Raw genomic sequence first — 22,933 nt, 5'->3', positions numbered from 1 at the left:
TCTAAAACAAAAAAAGCTTCCTGAAACAAGAAGCCTTTTTTGTTTAATATATTATTGCGATTAGTAGACGGTTATTCTTTCTACTTTCACTTGATCTCCGGATTTGATGACTACAAAATATAAACCTTGAGACACCTGACTTAAATCCATTTTGGTCTTAAGTTCTGTTTGGTTATTGCTCTCAATTTTTCTAGTCTGAATCAACTGTCCGTTTGTACTCATGATTTGAATCTCAACAGTCTCACCCATAAATCCTTCTAAATTGATATTTAAATCATCATTAGTTGGATTTGGATACATAGAGATACTTAATGCTGTTCCAGGCTCATCAATTCCACTACAGATAGAGAATGTTACGTTTATCGTATCTGTTCCAAAACAGCCATTACTATTTTCTACAATTACAGAATAATCACCATCTGTTGTCACTGTTTCTACTTGAGACGATCCTCCAGAAGACCATTGATATGAAACAAATCCTGCACCAGCATCAATATCGTATGAAGTCACACCCTGATTCTTACATAATACTGTGTCCGGACCTAAATTCACCACCGGTAGTGCCCACATAGATACATCTACATCATCCATGGCTTCACAACCATTTGTATCCGTAGCTGTTACCGCATAATTACCACTGGTTGTCACCGTGATCATCGATGTCGTATCACCATTTGACCAGATGTATGAAGCAAATCCATTTCCAGCATCAATATTCTGAGTAGTACCCTCACAAATGTTAGAAATATCACTTCCCAGATTCACTGAAGCTGCAGGATAGATATTTACTACCACTGTATCATAAGTCGTACATCCATTTGCATCTAAACCTGCAAAAGCAATAGTATCTGAAGCTGTCACAACAACAGTTGCCGAAGTCACCGGACTATTGGACCAGCTATAATTCACAAACGCTGAATTTGCTGTAATCGCAATTGGAGATCCACAATTTGATGTATCAGCTGGCAACATAGATGGAACAAGTGGATTAATTGAAGATACTATTGCCGTATCCATCAAAATACATCCGTTCGCATCTGTTACGGTCACCACATAGTCACCTCCAGAAAGGCCAATCGCATTCGCTCCAGACTGACCATTTGACCATGCCATAGCATATGGTAATGTTCCTCCGGTTGGATTTACCGTGACTGTACCTGTTACATCAAAATAACAAGTCACATCCGTAACGTTGAAACCTGAATTCGTTAATTGAACCGGATCTGAAAGATATACTGAATAAGTACTGCTACAGTTATTAGTATCAGTAATTGTCACCACATGCGTACCGCTTAATAAGAATGAATCCGCAGTTGTAGTATCACCGGACGGCCATAAATAACTTAATGTCCCTGTACCTCCAGTAGCAGCCACTTCAGCCCAACCAGTAGCGTCACCGAAACATAATGGATCTTGATTAGTTACGCTATATCCAACGATCGCGGCAGGCTCTGTAACTGTAAAATTCAATGTATCCATACACCCTAAGTTATCAGAAACATAAGACACATAAGTACCTGCTCCCTGATTCATTAATACACTATCAGATCCTGGAACGGACCAGGTATAGTTTAATGTTCCAACGCCTCCTGTAGCGGTTACGGTAATATCAGCGGTAGTATCCCCATTACAAAGGATATCTGTAATACTGATTAAAGAAAGATCCAAATTAGACAATGCTGCTAACGTTGTTGATGTTGTATCTGTACAACCATTGGCATCGGTAATGGTCACTATGTTTAATCCAGCACCTAAAGTTGTTGGATTATCAACAGTTTGTCCTCCAGACCATACATAATTGTAAGGTGTGGTTCCACCAGTTGTAGAAGTTGTTGCTGTACCAGTAAAATCACCGAAACAATCTACATCAGTTGTACTTGAAACGGTAATATCCAATACTCCTGGTTCAGTAATTACTTCTGTCAGCGTATCTGCACATCCATTAGCATCGGTAATTGTTACCGTATAAGTGTTTGCTCCCAAATTGACTGCATTTGCTGTTGTATCTCCATTTGACCAGTTATAAGTATATGGTAATACCCCTCCAGTTACTGTTGAAGCTATAACTCCATTGGTATCCGCATTACACAATGCACTTGTCGCAGATAATGAAGCTACTAATGCCGCTGGTTCGTTTACTGTAACAGAAAGTGTATCCATACAACTGTTATTATCCGTCACCGTAATTGTATAGGTTCCTGCGACCACATCATTTAATACGGTATCCACGTCACCATTACTCCACGCGTAAGTATAACTTTGAACACCTCCTGTTACTGTCACTATAACCTGACCATTTGTATCTCCGTTACATAACACATCATTTTGAGAATCGATCGTTGTAACTAACTCCGCTGGCTCCGTAATTGAAATTAATGTAGTGTCCTGACAGTTATTTGCATCGGTAACAGTTACCACATATGCTCCAGAACCCAAACCATTTGCTGTATCCGCTAATGATCCATTTGGCCAACTATAATTGTACGGTGAAGCACCACCAGTAGCTACCACTTGTGCAGATCCCAATGCATCACCATAACATAAGTTATTCGTAATCGTTCCTGGGGCCAATGCCAATGATGTTGGTTGCGTTAAGTTCGCTAATGCAGAATCCACACAACCATTTGCATCTGTAATAGTTACACTATAGAAACCTGATAACTGATTGTAAATACTATCCGTTGTAGAACCCGTTGACCATAAATATGAATATGGCATCGTTCCTCCGGTTCCTGTTACCACAGCAAATCCGGTTGCCGCACCATTACAAGCTACGTTTTGCGAATTTGTGATTGCTGCATCTAATGCTGTTGGCTCGGTAATCGTTACCGATATTGTATCAGAACAGCTATTCGCATCTGTCACGGTAAGCACATAGTTACCCGGGCCAACACTTGAAATTGTATTTGTAGCTGATCCATTTGACCATAAGTATGAATATGGCATCGTTCCTCCTGTAGCATAAATAGTCGCAGCACCATCTCCGGCATTATTACACGAAACATGAGTTAATGCGCCTACGCTTAATGACAATGCTGATGGCTCCGTAATCGTCACAGACGTATTTTTCACACAACCATATGAATCCGTTACACTTATTACATAAGATCCAGCAGCCAGATTAGAATTAATTGAATCTAATACACCATTTGACCACGCATATGAATAAGGTGTTCCTCCTCCAACAGCTAATGCCGTTGCAGAACCTGTAGTTGCTGAATTACATAATACATGTGTGGTATCACTAATAGAAACACTTAACAGTGTTGCTGGCTGGGATAACACAACACTTGCTGTGTCATTACATCCATTTGCATCTGTTACGGTCACCACATATGAACCTGCATTTAAATTAGAATTCGTTGCAGTAGTTGCTGCATTTGACCACACATAAGAATAAGGAGACGTTCCTCCGGTTGCTGTTGCAACAGCTGATCCAGTTGCATCACCAAAACATGCAATGTTTGTTGATGAACTGATTGATGCATCTAAAGTATTTGGTTGTGTAATTGTAAACGTACTGTCTTTTACACAGCTGTTTCCATCCGTAATGGTTACGGTATATGTTCCAATAGCTAATCCAGTGATTGTACTTGTGGTTTGAGATGAATTCCAAGCATAGCTATAAGTTGGAGTTCCTCCCATAGCCATTACCGCAATGGCACCATCAGATAATCCGTTACAAGATACATTCGTTACCATGGCTGTCATTGTCATTTGCGTTGGTTCAGTAATCGTTACCGTTGTTGTATCAGAACAAGAATTAGCATCTGTTACGGTTACGATATGTGTTCCAGCAGATAATGTTGTATTTGTAAATGTAGTTCCTCCATTTGGCCATGCATAGGTATACGCTGGTGTTGCACCAGAAGCAGTCACCGTTGCACTACCGGTATTGGTTCCAAAACAAGTTACATTTGAGAACACACTATTGGTCACAACCAATTGTGTTGGCTCTGTCAATGTCACAGAATCTACTTTTTGACAAGAGTTTGCATCCGTAACCGTAACATAATAGGTTCCTGAAGCAACATTCGCCAGGTTTGCTGTTGTTGAACCATTAGACCAATTGTAATTATATGGAGATGACCCTCCTGTTCCATTTGCTACCGCTGCACCAGATGTACCATTGTAACAAACGTTATTCGTCACACCATTAATACTTAAAGATAATGTAGTCGGAATTGTAGTCACCGTACCAGATGTTGTTGCGGTACATCCATTGGCATCTGTAACGGTTAAACTGTATAAACCACCATTCAGATTATTCATCATTGCAGCTACCCCACCATTACTCCAGGAATATGAGTAAGGAGTAGTTCCTCCTGTAACACCAGAAGTAATCGAGCCATTACCAACACCTGGACATGTCTCAGGTGTTGTTCCGGTAATTGAAGCTACCAATGCTGTAGGTTCTGAAATCGTAATTGTTGTATCATGAGTACATCCTACATTATCCGTAGCAGTTACAGAATATGTACCTGGTGATAATGAAGTCAATGAAGAAGCTGTTTGCCCCGTTGACCAGCTATAACTATAAGGAGCTGTACCGCCAGTTGTTGCTAAAGTAACTGATCCATTTCCCTGACCATTACATTGTACGTTGTTCACTGTTGCATTAAAATACATTGGAACTGGTCCACCTACAGTAACGGCAATAGTATCAGAACATGTATTGTTATCTGTTACGGTTACTGAATAAGTTCCAGCACCCAATCCTAACTGTAGCGCTCCTGAATTACCATTTGACCAGCTATAAGCATATGGAGATGTTCCACCTGTTGCATATACCACAGCTTGTCCATCATTCGCATTAGAACACGACACGTTGGTTGTCGTAAGAATATTTCCACTTGGTGCATCCAATACCGGTATGGTCATCGTATCCACATACGAACAGTTGAATGCATTTGTAATTGTTACCAAATAATCCGTGGTAGTTGTTGGAGTCACTGTCGCAGTTGAACCCGAACCTGAGATCGTAGGATCACTTGGCCAGGAATATGATGAAGCACCATAAGCATTAATAGTCGCTGATTCTCCCGGACAAATTGATGTTGGACTCATCACATATGATGTAGTCGGTGCTGGTGGTACAATTACCGTAATACTATCAAAACTACTGTTACAACCATTTGCGAAATTCGCTGCATAGTAAGTTGTCGTTGTTTGTGGAGTAATATTTAATGTTCCTCCCGAACCAATAGCTTGTGTAGTATCAGTAGAAATTGAAGAGAACCAAAAAGTTTTTACATTTTCTGTATAATCATATGTGAACTCCATATATACCTGAGTCGGACATGTTGTACCTCCATTAACCGTATATCTTGGAGTGGCTTGAAATGTAATTGACCCATCCGCTAACCAGTTTTGCAATTGCAACTGTGTTAGTGTTAACGTTGTAACCGTATATGTATTACAGCTACCATAATATGGGTAATACGTATTTCCGATTGAACTACCATTCTCATCATATAAGTACAGGTACTCATTTGAAGAATCAAAATCACCACGGAAATAAATCTTCAATGTTCCTCCTGCTACATTTGTAGTCGGTAGTGAACTAAAAGTAAAATACATTGGAGAAGTTGCAGATGGAGTTGGTGATAACGTTGTTGAAGTATTCGAATACGTATTTGTCACCGTTCCTACTCCTGAGTTAGCCGCAACTAAATTCCCAGAAGTTCCAGGACAATAGAATGTCGTTGTTGATGTAATCGGTCCCGCAGAATCAATTTGAAGCGGAGATGTCATGAATACAGAATCATTCACCACACAACTATTTGCATCTGTGATAGTCACTACATTCCAACCTCCTGAAACTTGTGTGTCAGTTGTATCTGTAGATCCTGAAGGCCATAAATAGGTATAACCAGGAGTACCTCCGGTTACGGATACTGTAGCCGAACCATTAGCGGTGGCATAACAAGTAGCGCTAGAATTAATCGTTGATGTCGAAATGATTTCTGTCGGACTGGTCACCTCAACCGAATCAATCACCTGACAGTTATTTCCACCTGTTACCGTATACACATACATTCCAGTTCCAAGATTAGAAATCGAACTTGTAGTGGCTCCAGTTGACCAGTTATAAGAATATGGTGTTGTTCCTCCTGAAACGGTTAAAGTAGCTGTACTATTTGTATCTCCATAACATGATAATGCATTTGCAGTATCTGTAACAGTTGGTGAAGGAATCACAGTAATTGTTACTGTATCGGAACAGGAATGAGATCCATTTGACACCGTAACACTATAATTTGTTGTCGTACTTGGGTTTACAACAATAAACCCTGTGGTATCTGTTGTACTCCATAGATAATCCCCACCATTCAATCCGGTTGAGTTATTTACGACTGCGTCAGCATAACCTACATTTTCAGAATACTGACCAAAACCTGTAGCCGAATACTCATGTGTGAAATACCATTTGTTGTTCCATGGAGAATACGTAAAGTTAGCGAGATCAATATTGCTCAAATAAGTAAATGAAGAAACTTCTTCGAATGTACTTGTCGAAATAACAAATCGTCCAATTGAATTGTAATTTCCAGAACCAAAGTTGTAGTTTGTTCTGAATACTATTGAATGTCCATTAGATCCACATTCTGCAATACCCCATGTTGCCCAGTTCTCACAACCATAATCGATATAATCTAATTCGTAGTTTCCTAAAACCTCAACAAATCCATCATCCAAATGAATCTTATAGAAGTTGTTGTCATAATTCGCCCATAAGATCAGATAACCGTTTCCTGCTAACATGATAGACCCGTATCCCGCATTAATTGATTGCGATAAATTAATGGTTGTACCATAGTTCAATGACGCATCCATTTTTCTAATAGCGTTGATATTCGCTATTACACTGTTGTTATAATAGAAGTTATTATACACAGTACTCCATAATGTATATAACTGCCCCGTATTTAAATCACTAAAGATTCCATCACGTCTTGAAAAACTTTGAGAAGCACCTAAAGCTGTATTATATCTTGTACAATAGTTATCGCCATTCACATATACATAATTTGGAGTTACTGCAATTCCACCTCTATCATCTCCAGAAACATTATATGCACTGGTCAGGTTATTCTGAGTTAGAGCTTGCACTTGTAACCCACAAGAGCCCATGGTTTCTAATCTTAGACTATCTGATGAACAAATGGTCGTATCTACCTGATCGATTCTGGCATCTAATAGATTCACATATGTAGAGTCCGAACTCGAACAATTGTTTGAATTAGTTACCGTGGCAAAATATGTCCCTAAATTAGAAACATAAGTAGACTGCGTAGTAGCGCCCGTACTCCATTCGTATGAAGAATACGTTCCTGTCGCTGTAATCTGAACCGAATCTGCATTACAATAAGTAGATGTATCTGATAAGGTAAAAGATGGTACTGCATTTACGGTAACCGTCACAGTATCCGAACAAGAAATTGAACCATGCGAAACGGTTACAGAATAGTTTGTTGTGGTAGATGGAGAAACGCTAATAGAAGGTGTTGATGCTCCAGTGCTCCATGCAAATGTATTAAACGAGTTACTCCCTCCTGCTCCATTGTGATTCGCTGCAGCATAACCTAAATTTTCCGAATAAGAACCTGCAAAGTTGTATCCCTCAGAGTGGAAATACCATCTACTATGCCAAGGAGAATACGTAATACTCGCCATATCACTTAGGTTCTGTCCGGTAAATGCTGAAGCGGTACTAAATGTTGTAGTCGTTAAATCAAATCTGGTAATCTCATTGGCATTCGTTCCTAAACTGGTATTACCATTCGCTCTGAACACAAAACTATATCCAGTACCATTACACTCTGCAATACCCCAAGATGCCCAGTTTTCAGCTCCATATCTAGCTGGAGTCATATTGTATGATCCTAAATCTGTTACCTGACCTGAAGGTAATTCAATTTTATAAAAATGATAATCGTTTACGGCCCATAGTACAACATATCCTGACCCGGCTAATACCATAGAACCATACCCTGCGTTAATAGTCTGACTTAATGGAATTACCGTTCCTGTGTAGTTCAATGAAGCATCCATATAACGTAAAGAGTTGATGTTGTTTACGTATACTGTATTCGGGCCAAAATTGTTTTGAGTCGAGTTCCAAAATGAATACAACTGACCTGTTGACAAATCACTGAACATTCCATCTCTAATAGAAAGCTGAATTGGTGAAGACAAGTTACTTGCAGAATATCTCGCTGTTCCATTGTCACCTGTTAAATACACATAGGATGGTGTCACAGCAATACCACCTCTATCATCACCAGTATAACTACCTGCACCCACCTGATTGTAATTGGTATTGGTCATACTTGACAATACAAAATAACATCCGGTTAATGTTTGCATATCTACGGTATCACCTGCACAAATCGCTGTATCTCCAGTATTAATTTCCGGTTTCAATAAGTTTACAAAAGATTGATCTTCTGCTGTACATGTATTTGAACCAGTAACTGTTACTTTATATAATCCTGAAGTACTTGCAGTAAGCGTTGAACTTGTTGCTCCTGTATTCCATAAATAAGATGTAAATGTCCCAGGGTTTAAAATCGTACTATTTGCACATACAGTAGTCGTATCCGGTAAAGTTGGAGATGGAGATGTTAATGTCGATACTACGATAGTATCCGCTTTAGAACATACTCCGTTTGAAACCGTCACACTATAAGTTCCTGCTGATGTAACATTAATGACCTGATTAATACTCCCATTAGACCAGTTATAAGATAAAACACCAGCTGGTGCGGTTAAAACTGTTGTATCTCCAGGACACATCGACACATTTGGTCCCAGATTTACATTCGGTACATTAATCGTAATATTTGTTCCGTTATCACCTCCTACCTGAACAGGGTTAGACGACACAACTCTGATTCTATAACTTCCTCCTGCTGGAGTATTTGCTGGAATCGTTGCTGAAATTGTAGTTGCTGTTGTTGAAGTAACGGTACCAATAGATGTTGGACTCGAAAAGTTTCCGTTGGCATCTGATAACTGCGCAGTAAATACATTACCAGAGTTAAAAGTTAAACTGTTCACAGTGAAGTTTACACTCACCGCTGAGTTATCACAAAATGGGCCTAATATGGTAGACGTTTGAAGACCATAGTTAGATACCTTATAAGCCGTCCATGAATATCCATTTGAAATCCATAACTTATCATCATCAAAAGATATAGAGTATGAGTATGGCGTTGATGTTCCTACAGGAAGTTGACTATAACCTACATAAGCTCCTGTTGATTTATTTACAAAATATAGTCTTCTATTTACACGATCATACACTCCAACTTCTTTACCTGAACACCCTGTGTAAACGACATTATAGTTGGTTAAACTACTTACTGTAACCGGCAATCCACTCACTGCTGTTGTTCCAAGTAAAAACCCGGTAACTCTTGAATATCGATAGATATAGCCATTATAGAAATAGAAAATCTCATTATTCCCGTTATCGTAAGCTCCTTGAGAATTCGAATTCGGTTGGTGATTCGATCCGGAAAACAATGTTGATCTTGAAGTAGGGTAACCAGATGCGTTCAATGTGAATTGAACAATCCCAGTCGAACCATATCCATTCCCTTCTAATGCATTTGTATTCGAGTTCCACCAAATTGATCTTAGGTTGGAAGAATACATAGAAGTTAACATCGCACCTGTTGATGTACTATGTGTTTGAACGTAATTACCGTTTAGGGTATAATAAACGTTATTCACCGGATTATGCGCAACCGAAAATTTGGTATAGCTACTCCCCCCGGACAGGGTCGGGGTTTGTTGGATTGCATTGGTCAGAATAGAGCATTGTGAATACCCTGTTTGAATGCCAAAAATTAAGATTACGGATAAAAATAGAAAGTATAGTTTCCTCATAATGTGTCGTTTTCGAGTTACAGCAACAATATAAATGCCAAACCCAGTTCCAAGGATAAATATTTATATTTTTGTTAATAGACAGACGAAAGTACGCCTAATCAATGAGTTTCAAAAATTAATTTGAAAACACGGTTAAAATTTCATCACATTTAACAATTTAATCAAACGCCTAAATATGATGCGGGTTGCCTGTTTTATCTAAAGTCAAATTAAAGCGATTCCTCTATTAATCCTATTAGTGAATGGATTACCTTGATATGTATTTCCTGAATCCTATCCGCATATCCATGATGGTCAACTCTGATCTCGACATCACAAAGCTCAGCCAATTCACCACCTTTTTTGCCTGTTAATCCAACCACAGAAATTCCATTTTCTTTAGCGACTTTAGCAGCATTAATTACGTTTGAAGAATTCCCACTCGTACTAATGGCTAAAAGCACATCACCTTTGGTCCCCATTCCCTCAACAAATCTTGAAAAAACATAATCGTAACCATAATCATTTGCGACACAACTTAAATAGCCCTGATCAGATATCGCAATAGCTGGTAATGATTTACGATTCTCTCTAAAACGACCAGTTAATTCTTCCGCAAAATGCATAGCATCACTCATGGATCCCCCATTCCCGCAAGAAATGATCTTATTACCTCTTTGGATAGCTTCTACCATTAGTTTGCCCGCCTGTGCAACCGCATATAATTTAGTTTCATCCGTCATAAACTGGGTTAAAACATCTTGTGATTCTTGAAAAATCTGGCGAACAAATTCCTGGCTCATATTCTAATTTATTTCGGCAAATTTAACCAAAAATAGATTTCATCTATGTCAATGATCCAGAACAAAAAAGCCGAAATTGAATATTCAATTTCGGCTTCGTTTTTATTTTCCTTCTTCGAAAATTTTCTTTCCTCTTTCTAACCAATCAATAAACTTTGGAATATCCGGATCGTAAGCCGCATGTTCATGAAGTTGTTTTTCTTCATGGTCTAAAACTACGTAATATGGCTGCGTATTAGACTTAAATTTTCTGATTTGAAACTCACTCCATTTATTCCCAACAGTTTTTACTTTCTTTCCGGTTACATCAGAAATAAACTGATCTTCTTCAGGTAATTTTTGTTTTTCATCTACATATAACGAAATCAAAACATAATCATTTCTTAGTCTTTCCAAAACTCGTGGGTCAGACCAAACATTCTCTTCCATTCTTCTACAATTCACACAAGCCCATCCCGTAAAATCAAGCATTACAGGTTTACCTACTTCTTTTGCGTAAGCTAAACCTAATTCATAATCATGAAAACAATTCAAATTATGTGGACAATGATCTGGATCTGTACCTTCAGGAATACTTGAAGCATCGGAACTCATAACTGCTGCAGATTTCCCACTGAAACCAACACCATTAGGTGATTCACTATAAAATGCTGGTGGTGGAAATCCTGATATTAATTTCAAAGGCGCTCCCCAAAGCCCTGGCAATAAATATATAGTAAAGACTAAAGTAAAAATTGCAAACAAACCTCTACCCACAGATAATTTTTCTAATGGTGAATCATGTGGCAACCTAAACATTCCAAATAAATACATGGCCATAGCACCAAATACACCAATCCAAATAGCCAAAAACACCTCTCTTGTTATAACATGTGCTTGTAATACCAAATCCGCATTAGATAAGAATTTAAACGCAAATGCTAATTCAACAAATCCAAAGATAACTTTAACCGTATTCAGCCAACCTCCAGACTTTGGTAATGAATTCAACCATCCAGGGAACGCAGCAAACAAACCAAAAGGCAAACCAATTCCAAGTCCAAATCCAAGCATTCCAACAGATAGAGCTGTGGCTCCACCATCTGTAGACAGTACACTTCCCAACAACAATCCAATTGCAGGCCCGGTACAAGAGAACGATACCAAAATTAAGGTCAAAGCCATGAAAAACACTCCAATTAAACCACCCTTATCAGATGCCGAATCTGCTTTATTAACCCAGCTACTTGGCATGGTAATTTCGAATGCTCCCAAAAATGAAATTGAAAAGACTATAAAAACTAAAAAGAAAAAGAAATTTAAATACGGATTAGTCGAAAACTCATTAAAGATATCAGGGCTTACGGTATCAAAAATATGAAATGGAACACTCAACAGAACATAAATTATTATGATGGATGAACCATAAACAATTCCTTTCTTAATACCTTCCGCTTTAGTTTTACTCTGCTTAGTAAAAAAGCTTACGGTCATTGGAATCATTGGGAACACACAAGGCGTCAATAATGCTGCCAAACCTCCTCCAAAACTTAACAGCAACAGTGTCCATAAATTTCTACCCTCTTCCTTTTCTGCCCCTTCAGTTCCATTACCATCAATATTGGCAACTTCGTTCTTCTCTCCAATCTTATATTCTAGCTCCACTGCTTCTGGTGGAATACATTTACCCTGATTACATACCATAAAGTAAACCTCTGCCAAAATGGTTTGACTGCCCTCTACTTTTACCTTTTGAGAAAAGGTGACCGTATTTTCATAATATCCTAAAACCATATCGAAGTTAGGGTCCATCTCCTCAATTAATTTCCCATTTTCTGTTGGTCCTTCAACTGGTTTTAAACCCTCCGGTTTCAAAATATTAAACTCAGATGCTTGTGGCCCATCAATATCCATTGAATAAACATGCCAATGCTCATCAATAGTAGCAATAGCCTGCAATTCATACATACCATCTCCTAGATCAACTACTTTAGACTCCCATGTTGCAGGAGTTAAAACGCCTTGATTTTGCTCAGGTTGATGATCTCCTGAAACTGAAATAGTAATCGGTTTACTTTCTTCCTTAGGTTGCTCTGCGGATGTTTCTTTACGATCTCCTTCAAGATTAAACTCAAACTCCACAATTTCTGGTGGAATACAAGTTTTATCATCGCAAGTCATAAACTCAAAATCACCTAAAACGGTAGCTTTAGCGCTTAACAACTTCACCTTTTGTCTAAAAATCACTTCATCCTCAAAGTATTTCAACTTCATTTGAAACACTGGATCATCCACAGTAACTCCCTCAGGCTCTTCAGTTTTACCAACTAATTCATAGTCTTTAGATGGCTTAAACATAAAGGATGTCGGAATAACCGGTTCTCCAACGGTTTGAGAATATACATGCCAATGTGGCTCAATGTCTCCAATAATCTGAAGCTCAAACTCATTACTACCTAAACTTTTTGTTTTGAACTCCCACTTAACAGGGTTAACCACTTGAGCAGAAAGATTAGAAATCCCAACAAAGAGTACTGCTAAGCTTAATGCAAAAATTTTAAAATATTTTTTAGCCATTATCTAGATTATTTTGAAGTCCGCCAAATGTATAAAATATGTCCAATGGGTGAAACCCAAATAACTGACTTTTAACACCTACGTCAATTCCCTCTATTTTGCAGGCGAAATAACGATTTGAATAGAATAAAAACTGACTGGCTTACGACATTTCCTCATTTGGTTGCAGCTGAAACTTCTTTCGGATAACAAATACCGCCAGATACATCACCGGGGTATCTACAAGGGCAAATAAAATTTTATACATCCAACCATCCTTTACTAAAACTGCCATTTCAGGGACTGTCATTTTTCCAATAAACAAAACTCCCACAACCAATATTGTATCTAATAATTGGGACACTATAGTTGAAGCATTATTTCTTAACCACAGATGTTTACCATTGGTTAGATTCTTCCAGAAGTGAAATAATCTTAGATCCGCAAATTGTGCGACTAAATAGGCCAACATAGAAGAAAATACCACTCTATAAGAATTGGCAAATACGGTATCATATACTTCATTGGTGACGTGAGACTGCTCAATAGCCGGGAATATACTTCCTAACCATAAGATCAGTAACACAAATAGTGTGGCAAAAAAACCAGTAATTACCACGTTAGTTGTTTTGCGCTTTCCATAAATCTCAGAAAGTATATCCGTAATCAAAAAAGTAAATGGATAGGGAATCATGCCGGCAGAAATTACAAATTCTTTAAACCCTAAATCCACCGTAACGAATTTATTCGCAATTAAATTCGTGGTAACCAATGAGGCAATAAACAAAGCAGCTAATGTCAAATACAAGAAATCTGCTTGAGTCTTTAATTTCTGATTCATATTTTCTGATTGACCTGAGACGTAAAGAAAGTAATTTTTTCACTAACCGTTCTCCCTATCCGAGCTTTACTTCAAAATATTGATTTGATATACATCTTTACTATTTGTATCTACTTTGAATCGCTCAGACGCTCGAACACCTACAACCCAAATAATTTCTTCTTGAGACTCCAACACCCAAACATGATCCTTTTTGTGCAAGGGTATTTTATTATCAATCAACAAATCAGAAACTTTTTTTACGCCCTTCATTCCAAACGGGTGAATTCTATCTCCTTTTTGCCACCTTCTGAGTTTAATTGGAAACCGGAGTTTCTCCAGGTCAAAATATGCTATAGAGTGATCTCTTTTAAAACTCAAATCTTTACGGCTAGACCTTTTAAACTCCAATCGTAATGGTTCTTGCAAATTAGAAGTATTTTGATCAATTAATAGTTCCTGATCCAAAACAAATGGTTCAATTGAATTTAAATATATGACCTCGCGATCAACGGTCATAAGATATTGATCAGAGTTAATTTGTTTTCCTACAAACAAATTTGTGTTTAATGTATTCAACAAATCATCCACATGCGTTGGATTAAAACCAAATACATCTAACTTTCGATTTAGAACTACATCTGCAAAATCATGCGCTTTGATCTTTGAAATCGAAATCTCCAATGCGGTATCAGTATGATTCACCCAGGATGTCCAAACTCGATCTACTTCCTGTTCTACAAACGCGTCTAATCTTCCCAAACGTTTAAAATTTCGATTAAACGTGGGCTCCAAATTTGGATTAATCTCTTTCATATGCGGTAAAACATCATGACGGATTTTGTTGCGATGATATTTTACACTTTTATTCGATTGGTCTTCTACCCAATCCAATCCTTGAGATCTAACATAATCATAAATCTCCTGCTTGGTTGTTTGGATCAATGGTCGAATAATATGACCATTTTCCATTTTAATCCCTCTAAGTCCCCTCAATCCCGTTCCTCGAATGGAGTTCAATAGAAAAGTCTCAATATTATCAGTTAGATGGGTCCCTACTGCGATTTTATCTAAACTTCTTTCTACCCTGATTTTTTCAAACCATTCATAACGCAATGAACGAGCCGCCATTTGAATAGAAACTTGATTTTTATCCGCATAAGATTGAGTTTCAAACTTTATCGTATGGAAAGGCACACCCAATTGAGTCGCATAATTCTGCACAAACGCCTGATCAGAATCCGCATCAATCTCTCGTAAATTAAAATGGCAGTGGGCTATTTCAATGGTATAACCTGCTCTATGAAGAATTTCAGCAAGCGCCATAGAATCAGCACCGCCACTTACTCCAACCAGAATGGACTTACCAGAGCACAATTCCTGCAAAATACTTTTTAAGCTTTTCTGTAAATTCTTCATATGCATTAACAAATGTATTCTAAAACCTGAGGATTCATTAGTACTGTAAATTCCATTTTCATCAAAAACCTAATGACTTTTGTCATTTCATAATTCATTTTTCCTCTTCACATTTACCCGGCATACTTCATTGAAGATGAATCGCTTCTAGTTTTAAAATTCAAAAGCATGAAAAAAAGTTTTACTTGTTTATTCGCTATCATCAGTATTTTAACCTTTTCCCATTGTAAAAAAGATACTATTCCTGAACCTAACGAGATTGCAAATATCATGGTTAAAATGAATTTCAATCATCTTTTAAACCATAATCCGGTGGAAATGGACACCATTAAATACGTCAATTCAAACACCGACACTTTCAGTATTCGCACCATAAAATACTTTATATCAAGAGTCACTTTTCACCGTGATAATAAGGCAGACATAGTTTTAAAAGATTTCCATTATGTAGATCAGGAGCTTCCGGAATCTCTAACTCACATATTTAAAGATTTAATCCCGGAAGATTCATATTCGAGTGTCAGTTTCACATTTGGTTTCACCAATACTGATAATACATCCAATATGTTTACCACAGCTCCCGAAATGCAGATGTTTTGGCCTGAAAATATGGGTGGAGGCTACCATTATCAAAAACTTGAAGGACAGTATTTAGATCATGGCATTAAAAAATTCTTCAATTTCCACGCGGGAGGCTTAGATAAAATAGACTACAGTATCCATATACAACTTGCCAATTCAAACTTCCAGGTGAAAAACGATCAGGTACAAATCGATTTAAACATGGAGATTCAAAACTGGTTCAAAAACCCGGTCAACTGGGACTTCTCTTATTTCGGTGCTGCAATCATGCAAAACCATGAGGCACAACAAACCATTCAGAAAAACGGACATGATGTTTTCACCGCCTCCATTCATCCTTAAATACCATTTGATATGAGATTAATTGTATACATTTTTATTGCTTTATTCGGTGTAATCAGTTTGTCCAACTGTAAAAGAAGTATTCCGGAGCCTACAGATTATCCAACGACCATACATCAAACGACTCCTTATGATTTGAAAATACCTCTGGGTTTTCCTGAGATGGTCATCCCTGAAAATAATCCACTTACTGTTGAAGGGGTTACGTTGGGCAGAAAATTATACTATGATCGTATTCTAGATAAAGATAGCGCCCGTGCCTGTGCCAGTTGTCATCATCAAGATCAAGCATTTCAAATTGACAATGGAACGCAACAGGTTTTACCACATGCCAATTTTGGATGGATGACCAATTATATGTGGAATGGTGGTTTTAATGGCACATTGGAAGATGTCATGATATTTGAAGTCGAAGTATTTTTTGAGACCAACATGGATCGACTCAATAATAGTAAGATCTATAGAGAACTTTTCAAGAAAGCATTTAATGTGGATTCTATTACTTCTAAAGATGCTGCATTTGCGTTGGCACAATTTGCGCGAACGATGAACTCCGGCAATTCAAAGTTTGATCAATTCATTAACGGGGCAGTTTTATTAACGCAACAGGAACTTCAGGGACAACAGTTATTCTTTACTGAAAAAGCGGATTGTTTTCATTGTCACGGCACTATATTCCTTACAGATTTTACCCCAAGAAATAATGGTCTGGATGCCAACCCGGATGCCGGGTTAATGGAGGTCACAGGAAATCCAAAAGATCTTGGAAAATTTAAAACACCAACTTTAAGAAACATTGAACTCACTGCACCATATATGCATGATGGCAGGTTTAATACTTTGGAAGAAGTTGTCGATTTCTACAGCGGAGGCGTGCATAATACCTCTACCGTTGACCCTTTGATGGTTTATGCACACAATGGAGGTGTTTCACTAACACAGGAAGAAAAAGAGGCCCTCATCGCATTTTTAAAAACCTTCACAGATCAAGAGTTTTTGAATAATCCTGAATTGGCTAGTCCATTCTAATATTCCCTTGATTATTCTTAGAATCAAGTTGTTTGGGTTATTTTCGAGTAAAATCCCAAACAATGCATAAAAGATCAGTTGTATATCTAACTCTAATAGGCTTTTTATATCTGGCCATTCTTAGCTTTAAAATTCTAATAAAGCCACCTCAGGGCTTTGTATATATTCAGGACCATATTCCCGATATCATTCTGGATATTAGATATGCCGGGGTAGATAACTTTGTTGGACAACCTGTTGATGGATATTTAAGGCCTGTTGGCATCATGAGTTTAGAGGCTACAACTTCACTACAAAAGGTTCAGGCTGAATTGAAACAACAGAACTTAGCCTTAAAAGTTTTTGATGCTTATCGACCACAAAAAGCAGTAGATCATTTCGTTCGATGGGCAAAAGTTTTAGACGATACGTTAACCAAGAAAAAATACTATCCAAACATCAAAAAGTCTGATTTATTCAAACTTCAATATATAGCATCCAAATCAGGACATTCCAGAGGAAGTACGGTAGATTTAACACTAGTTGATTCTGAGGGAAATGAATTAGACATGGGCACTTCATGGGATTATTTTGGACCTGAATCCTGGCCATCCAGCTCAGCTATTTCACTGGAAGCTCAGAAAAACAGAAAGACTTTACAAAAGATCATGATAAAATATGGCTTTAAGCCATATAATGAAGAATGGTGGCACTTTACATTAAGGAATGAACCTTTCCCAGATACTTATTTCAATTTTGATATCGAATAACCTACAACCCTTGTGACTCTACTATTCCATCACGTAAACGAATGACACGTTTAGCGTGTTCAGCAATATCCTCCTCATGCGTTACCAAAATGACAGTATTTCCGTTTTGATGGATTTCGTTAAACAAAGCCATGATTTCATGAGATGTTTTGGTATCCAAATTTCCTGTTGGCTCATCCGCTAAAATGATGGAAGGTTTATTTACCAGAGCTCTTCCCACGGCTACACGTTGTCTTTGTCCTCCGGATAATTCATTCGGATTATGATCCATACGATCCGCCAATCCCACCATTTCCAAAACTTCAGCCGCACGCTCTAAACGATCCTTCTTACTCCACCCGGCATACACCAAAGGCAAAGCCACATTTTCTAATGCCGAATATCTGGGTAACAAGTTGAATGTCTGAAATACAAAACCGATTTCCATATTTCTAATTTCAGCCAATTCATCATCCATCATCCGACTCACATCCTTCCCATTTAACCTATACGTACCGGAAGTTGGTGTATCTAAACAACCAATCACATTCATTAAAGTGGACTTTCCCGATCCAGAAGGCCCCATCAACGCAGCATATTCATTCTTCTGAATTTCAATGTCAACACCCCGCAACGCTCTTACCATTTGTTTCCCAACAACAAATTCACGTTTTATATCCTTTAGATCGATCACCAATTCCATGTTTCAAAAATAGATGAAGATCAGGCGTTTCTCTATGCAAATACACCAATGGATATATGATGTTACTAATGGTTCTATCCTTTGAATATACTCGTATCAACCTATATTTGTTCCAATGGAGAGAATCAGCAAGGAATATGTTTTTAAACCTTCTTTAAAAGAGCGTTTAATCCAATGGGCATCTACGCATAAACCTTGCGCCATATTAGATAGTCACTCTACTCACAATCAAGATTATCCAAATGGGATATCTTATGATCTAATCATAGGAGTTGGCGCATTCGATCAATTGCTATCTAATGAAAACTCTTTTGACAAATTGAAATTTTTCCATGAAAAACATCAGGATTGGTTATTCGGTTATTTAAGTTATGACCTCAAAAATGAATTGGAAAACTTGTCTTCCAAAAACGAAGATCATCATCGGGTTCCGCACCTTCATTTTTTTGTGCCAGAAATTGTAATTACGATTCAGGGAGAACTGTTGACTATCTCATCACTTAAGGAAAACCATGAGGAGATTCTCAATCAAATTTTAGAAACACCAATTAATCAACAAAAGGATCGTGCTCCAATTGAGATTCAATCTCGAATTCATCATGCAGAATATATCAGAGGAGTAAAATCTCTATTGCATCATATTCAAATTGGGGATATTTACGAAGCTAATTTTTGCCAGGAATTCTATGCGGAAAATATCCAAACCAATCCTTTCGAATTGTACTCCGCATTGGTACAAACATCACCTACCCCATTTTCAACTTTTTATAGTTTTAATCATAACTATTTAATGTGTGCCAGCCCGGAAAGGTTCATTAAAAAAACCGGGAACCAAATTATCTCTCAGCCAATTAAAGGAACCGCTAAAAGAAGTTCTGATCCTGTTTTGGATGAACATTTAAAGCATCAATTGTATCGCAGCAAAAAAGATCGCACTGAAAATGTAATGATTGTGGACCTGGTACGGAACGACCTTTCCAGAACTGCAAAGCAGCAAAGTGTTAAAGTAGACGAATTGTTTGGAGTCTATTCTTTTTCCAATGTCCATCAAATGATCTCTACGATCTCATCAGAAATGAATTCCGAGTACCATTTTACAGATGTCATCAAAAATGCTTTTCCGATGGGCAGTATGACCGGAGCTCCCAAAATTATGGCGCTGGATCTTATTGAAAAATTCGAACATACACAAAGAGGTATCTACTCCGGGTCTGTGGGCTATATTACTCCGGAAGGTGATTTTGATTTTAATGTGGTTATCCGAAGCTTACAATACAATGAATTGAATAACTATCTTTCATATATGGTTGGAGGTGCTATTACGCATAACTCCATTCCTGAAGATGAATATCAGGAATGTGAAATCAAGGCAGATGCCATTAAAAAGGTTTTGGCAGGCAACTGAGTTAATTAGTGACACCAATGATTACTCCAAAATTTCCATCTTGTTGCATCCAGTCCTCTGATGGCAAATAAGTTCTGGAAACGAATCCGTCTAAATACAACGCATTTTGACAATCATTTTGCTTAAAAAAGGTCGCAAAATCGTAAAAATTCACCTTTTCCTTCGACATAGCAAATAATACATCCCCATTTGGTAAAATCCCTACGCCATTTCTAATATTCAAGTTTTTAGATCCTTTTATAAATTGAGGATGAAGTTTGCCATCAATGAGCAACATAGGTCCTGATTGAGTTGCATACTCGATTCCGTGAAGAGCTTTTAATTGAGAAGTTTCACATACTACCGGAACTTTAGAATCGGTTATATAAAACACCCCATTTGGTTTCATATAAAAGTTCCCATAATCACTATTCTTTTGGTTCACTGCTTTTTTAAGCTGGCCCTTTTCGATATACAATCCTTGTGGAGACCGATCCTTCAAATACATCCCGCCATTCATAGCGAAAACTAAATCTTTATCGTTTTCAGCCAATTTTGTTTTGAGATTTTTAAAGTTCTTGATATTCTGGCCCTGATCATCTTTCCAGTAAAACTGTAAATCCATATTATCCGGATCTACCTGATAGGAAATAAATTTGGATTCATCTACCGTATGCACCGCTTCTTTCACAAAATAGAAGCTGGAAAGACTAAGCAGAATCCCTATAAATAAAAGTATCCGATTGGTTTTCATTTGCTGTATTTAATCGTAAAGTAGAAGACTACTCCCGAACAATAAATACAGGAATTTCTACTTTGTGACGCACGGCATCAATAGTTGTTCCAAACAGCACATCCGCCCAAATACCATGACCATGTGACCCTAAAACTAACAAATCGGCATGAAAAGAGTTCGCAATCTGCGGAATAGTCGTTTTTGGATTTCCATATCCCAGTTCCGTATGCACCTTATATCCATGTGCACTTATTTGTTGTTTATAGTTTTCCAGAAATACCTCATCCGACTGGGCTTCGCTATCATTAACGGTATCACCAAACACTCGAGCCACTACACTTTCCACGATATGAATTAAGACAATTTCCGTGTCTTTATTCGCTACGGTAAGCACGTGCTGAATCACCTTGTTATCAACCGTACTAAAATCTACTGCTACTGCTATTTTATTGTATTGTTTTGGCGCATCAATATCAATAAGCAATTGTTCCTGATGAACTCCGCTACGCTTTTGCATGGAGCGTTGCTTAAAGATAGGCACAAACGTTACGTAGACTAACAGACTGACGGTCAAAATTGCAAGAATAGTGATCACAATCCCCCATAAAACCGGGTGTTCGGTAACCCTTAAAAAGTTTGATGACTCTTCGATGACTAACCAAATATTCAAAGCCACAATCACCAAAGCAGAAGACCAGGAAGCCAATTTTGTCCATGGACCAATAGCAAATGTTCCCATCGTAGATTTATCACTTACATGATGGATTAAAGGAATCACAGCAAACCCTAATTGTAAACTTAAAATGACCTGACTCACAATCAATAGCGTTCCTGTAGAGCCTTCACCAAAAATTAGAATTACTATAACCGCAGGCACTATAGCAATTACACGCGTAATAATTCTTCGCACCCAGGGCTGAAATCTTAAATTTAAATAGCCTTCCATGACAATCTGTCCGGCAAGAGTTCCTGTCAAAGTTGAACTTTGTCCCGCAGCTATCAATGCCACCGCAAACAAAATAGGTGCCCACTTTGTTCCTAACATAGGTTCCAGAAACTTATATGCATCTTCAATCTCAGAAACATTATACATTCCCGAGTTATAAAATGTAGCTGCTGCCAAAATCAAAATAGCTGCATTTACGAAAAACGCCAGATTCAATGCAATGGTAGTATCCAGGATATTGAACTTAATTGCAGTACGCATCCCTTTTTCTGTCTTGTCATGATTTCGAGTTTGCACTAATGAAGAATGCAAATACAAATTATGCGGCATTACAGTAGCACCAATAATTCCTATGGCAATAAACAATGCTGTGGTATTAGGAATGGATGGAATAAATCCTTCCATTACGGATGGAAGATGTGGTTGTGCAAAAATCATTTCGGCAAAAAAGGATGCTCCAATCACTCCAATCAATGCCAAAATAAAAGCCTCCATTCTTCGCATTCCTTTATTGATCAGGAATAACAGTAAAAAAGTATCAAACAAGGTCAACACCACACCCCATAATAAAGGGATATCAAATAATAAATTTAAACCAATAGCCATTCCCAGAACTTCAGCCAAATCGGTAGATGCAATAGCAATTTCAGCCAAAACGTATAATCCTAAATTCACTGGTTTAGGAAACTCTTCTCTTGACGCTTGTGCCAAATCACGTCCACGAACAATACCCAGTCGTGCACTTAAACTTTGTAATAACAATGCAATGATATTGGACATCACCAATACCCAAATCAACTTATATCCAAACTGTGCACCTCCGGCAATATCTGTTGCCCAGTTCCCAGGATCCATGTAACCTACACTAATCAGATACGCAGGCCCCATAAATGCAAACAGCTTTCTAAAGAAACCCTTTTTGTTGCGAGCATCTATTGATTTATTGATATCTTCTAATGAAGGAGTTATTTCTGACACACCATTATTTTTTTGATCGTGCAAATAAATATAATTAGACTCATCTAAA

12 protein-coding genes are annotated in these 22,933 nt (G+C 37.8%); 4 read left to right on the top strand and 8 right to left on the bottom strand.

Annotated features, from left to right (window positions below; translation table 11 throughout):
- Positions 1-60 precede the first annotated feature (60 nt).
- The 5 genes from KFE94_09165 to tilS all read right to left on the bottom strand — a co-directional run bounded on the left by KFE94_09165 (position 61) and on the right by tilS (position 15,456).
- A complete protein-coding gene (locus KFE94_09165) occupies positions 61-9,897 on the bottom strand; it encodes a T9SS type A sorting domain-containing protein (GenBank protein UTW64853.1) in 9,837 nt (3,278 codons plus the stop codon).
- A 212-nt stretch (positions 9,898-10,109) separates the two neighbouring features.
- On the bottom strand, positions 10,110-10,682 hold the full coding sequence (gene lpcA, locus KFE94_09160; protein ID UTW64852.1) for a D-sedoheptulose 7-phosphate isomerase: 573 nt from the start codon (positions 10,680-10,682) through the stop codon (positions 10,110-10,112).
- Between the two features lie 102 nt (positions 10,683-10,784).
- Complete coding sequence (locus KFE94_09155; protein UTW64851.1) at positions 10,785-13,238, bottom strand: thioredoxin family protein; 2,454 nt, start codon at positions 13,236-13,238, stop codon at positions 10,785-10,787.
- 142 nt (positions 13,239-13,380) lie between these two features.
- Positions 13,381-14,058: a queuosine precursor transporter gene (locus KFE94_09150; GenBank protein UTW64850.1), complete on the bottom strand. Its 678-nt coding sequence runs from the start codon at positions 14,056-14,058 to the stop codon at positions 13,381-13,383.
- A 66-nt stretch (positions 14,059-14,124) separates the two neighbouring features.
- A complete protein-coding gene (tilS, locus tag KFE94_09145) occupies positions 14,125-15,456 on the bottom strand; it encodes a tRNA lysidine(34) synthetase TilS (GenBank protein UTW64849.1) in 1,332 nt (443 codons plus the stop codon).
- Positions 15,457-15,624: 168 nt separating this feature from the next.
- Between tilS and KFE94_09140 the strand changes: the two genes are divergently transcribed.
- The 3 genes from KFE94_09140 (at position 15,625) to KFE94_09130 (ending at position 18,158) form a co-directional block, all read left to right on the top strand.
- Positions 15,625-16,380, top strand: a complete 756-nt coding sequence (locus KFE94_09140) for a hypothetical protein (GenBank protein UTW64848.1) — start codon at positions 15,625-15,627, stop codon at positions 16,378-16,380.
- 12 nt (positions 16,381-16,392) lie between these two features.
- Positions 16,393-17,409, top strand: coding sequence for a cytochrome-c peroxidase (locus KFE94_09135; GenBank protein UTW64847.1), 1,017 nt, complete (start codon positions 16,393-16,395; stop codon positions 17,407-17,409).
- A gap of 62 nt (positions 17,410-17,471) precedes the next feature.
- A complete protein-coding gene (locus KFE94_09130; GenBank protein ID UTW64846.1) occupies positions 17,472-18,158 on the top strand; it encodes a M15 family metallopeptidase in 687 nt (228 codons plus the stop codon).
- 1 nt (position 18,159) lies between these two features.
- Here the strand turns inward: KFE94_09130 and KFE94_09125 are convergent, their stop codons facing one another.
- Positions 18,160-18,831: an ABC transporter ATP-binding protein gene (locus KFE94_09125; GenBank protein UTW68248.1), complete on the bottom strand. Its 672-nt coding sequence runs from the start codon at positions 18,829-18,831 to the stop codon at positions 18,160-18,162.
- A 124-nt stretch (positions 18,832-18,955) separates the two neighbouring features.
- Between KFE94_09125 and KFE94_09120 the strand changes: the two genes are divergently transcribed.
- Positions 18,956-20,245, top strand: coding sequence for an anthranilate synthase component I family protein (locus KFE94_09120; GenBank protein UTW64845.1), 1,290 nt, complete (start codon positions 18,956-18,958; stop codon positions 20,243-20,245).
- Between the two features lies 1 nt (position 20,246).
- Here KFE94_09120 and KFE94_09115 read toward each other — a convergent pair whose 3' ends face one another.
- Together KFE94_09115 and KFE94_09110 are read right to left on the bottom strand one after the other, a co-directional pair.
- Entirely contained in the window at positions 20,247-20,978 is a 732-nt protein-coding gene (locus tag KFE94_09115; GenBank protein UTW64844.1) for a phosphodiester glycosidase family protein, read from the bottom strand.
- A gap of 28 nt (positions 20,979-21,006) precedes the next feature.
- Positions 21,007-22,875 (bottom strand): Nramp family divalent metal transporter, encoded by a 1,869-nt coding sequence (locus KFE94_09110; GenBank protein ID UTW68247.1) that lies wholly within the window; start codon positions 22,873-22,875, stop codon positions 21,007-21,009.
- Between the last annotated feature and the right edge of the window lie 58 nt (positions 22,876-22,933).

The sequence above is a fragment of the bacterium SCSIO 12643 genome (assembly GCA_024398135.1).
Classification (GTDB): Bacteria; Bacteroidota; Bacteroidia; order Flavobacteriales_G; family Salibacteraceae; genus CAJXZP01.
This window is presented reverse-complemented; position numbering and strand designations above follow the sequence as displayed.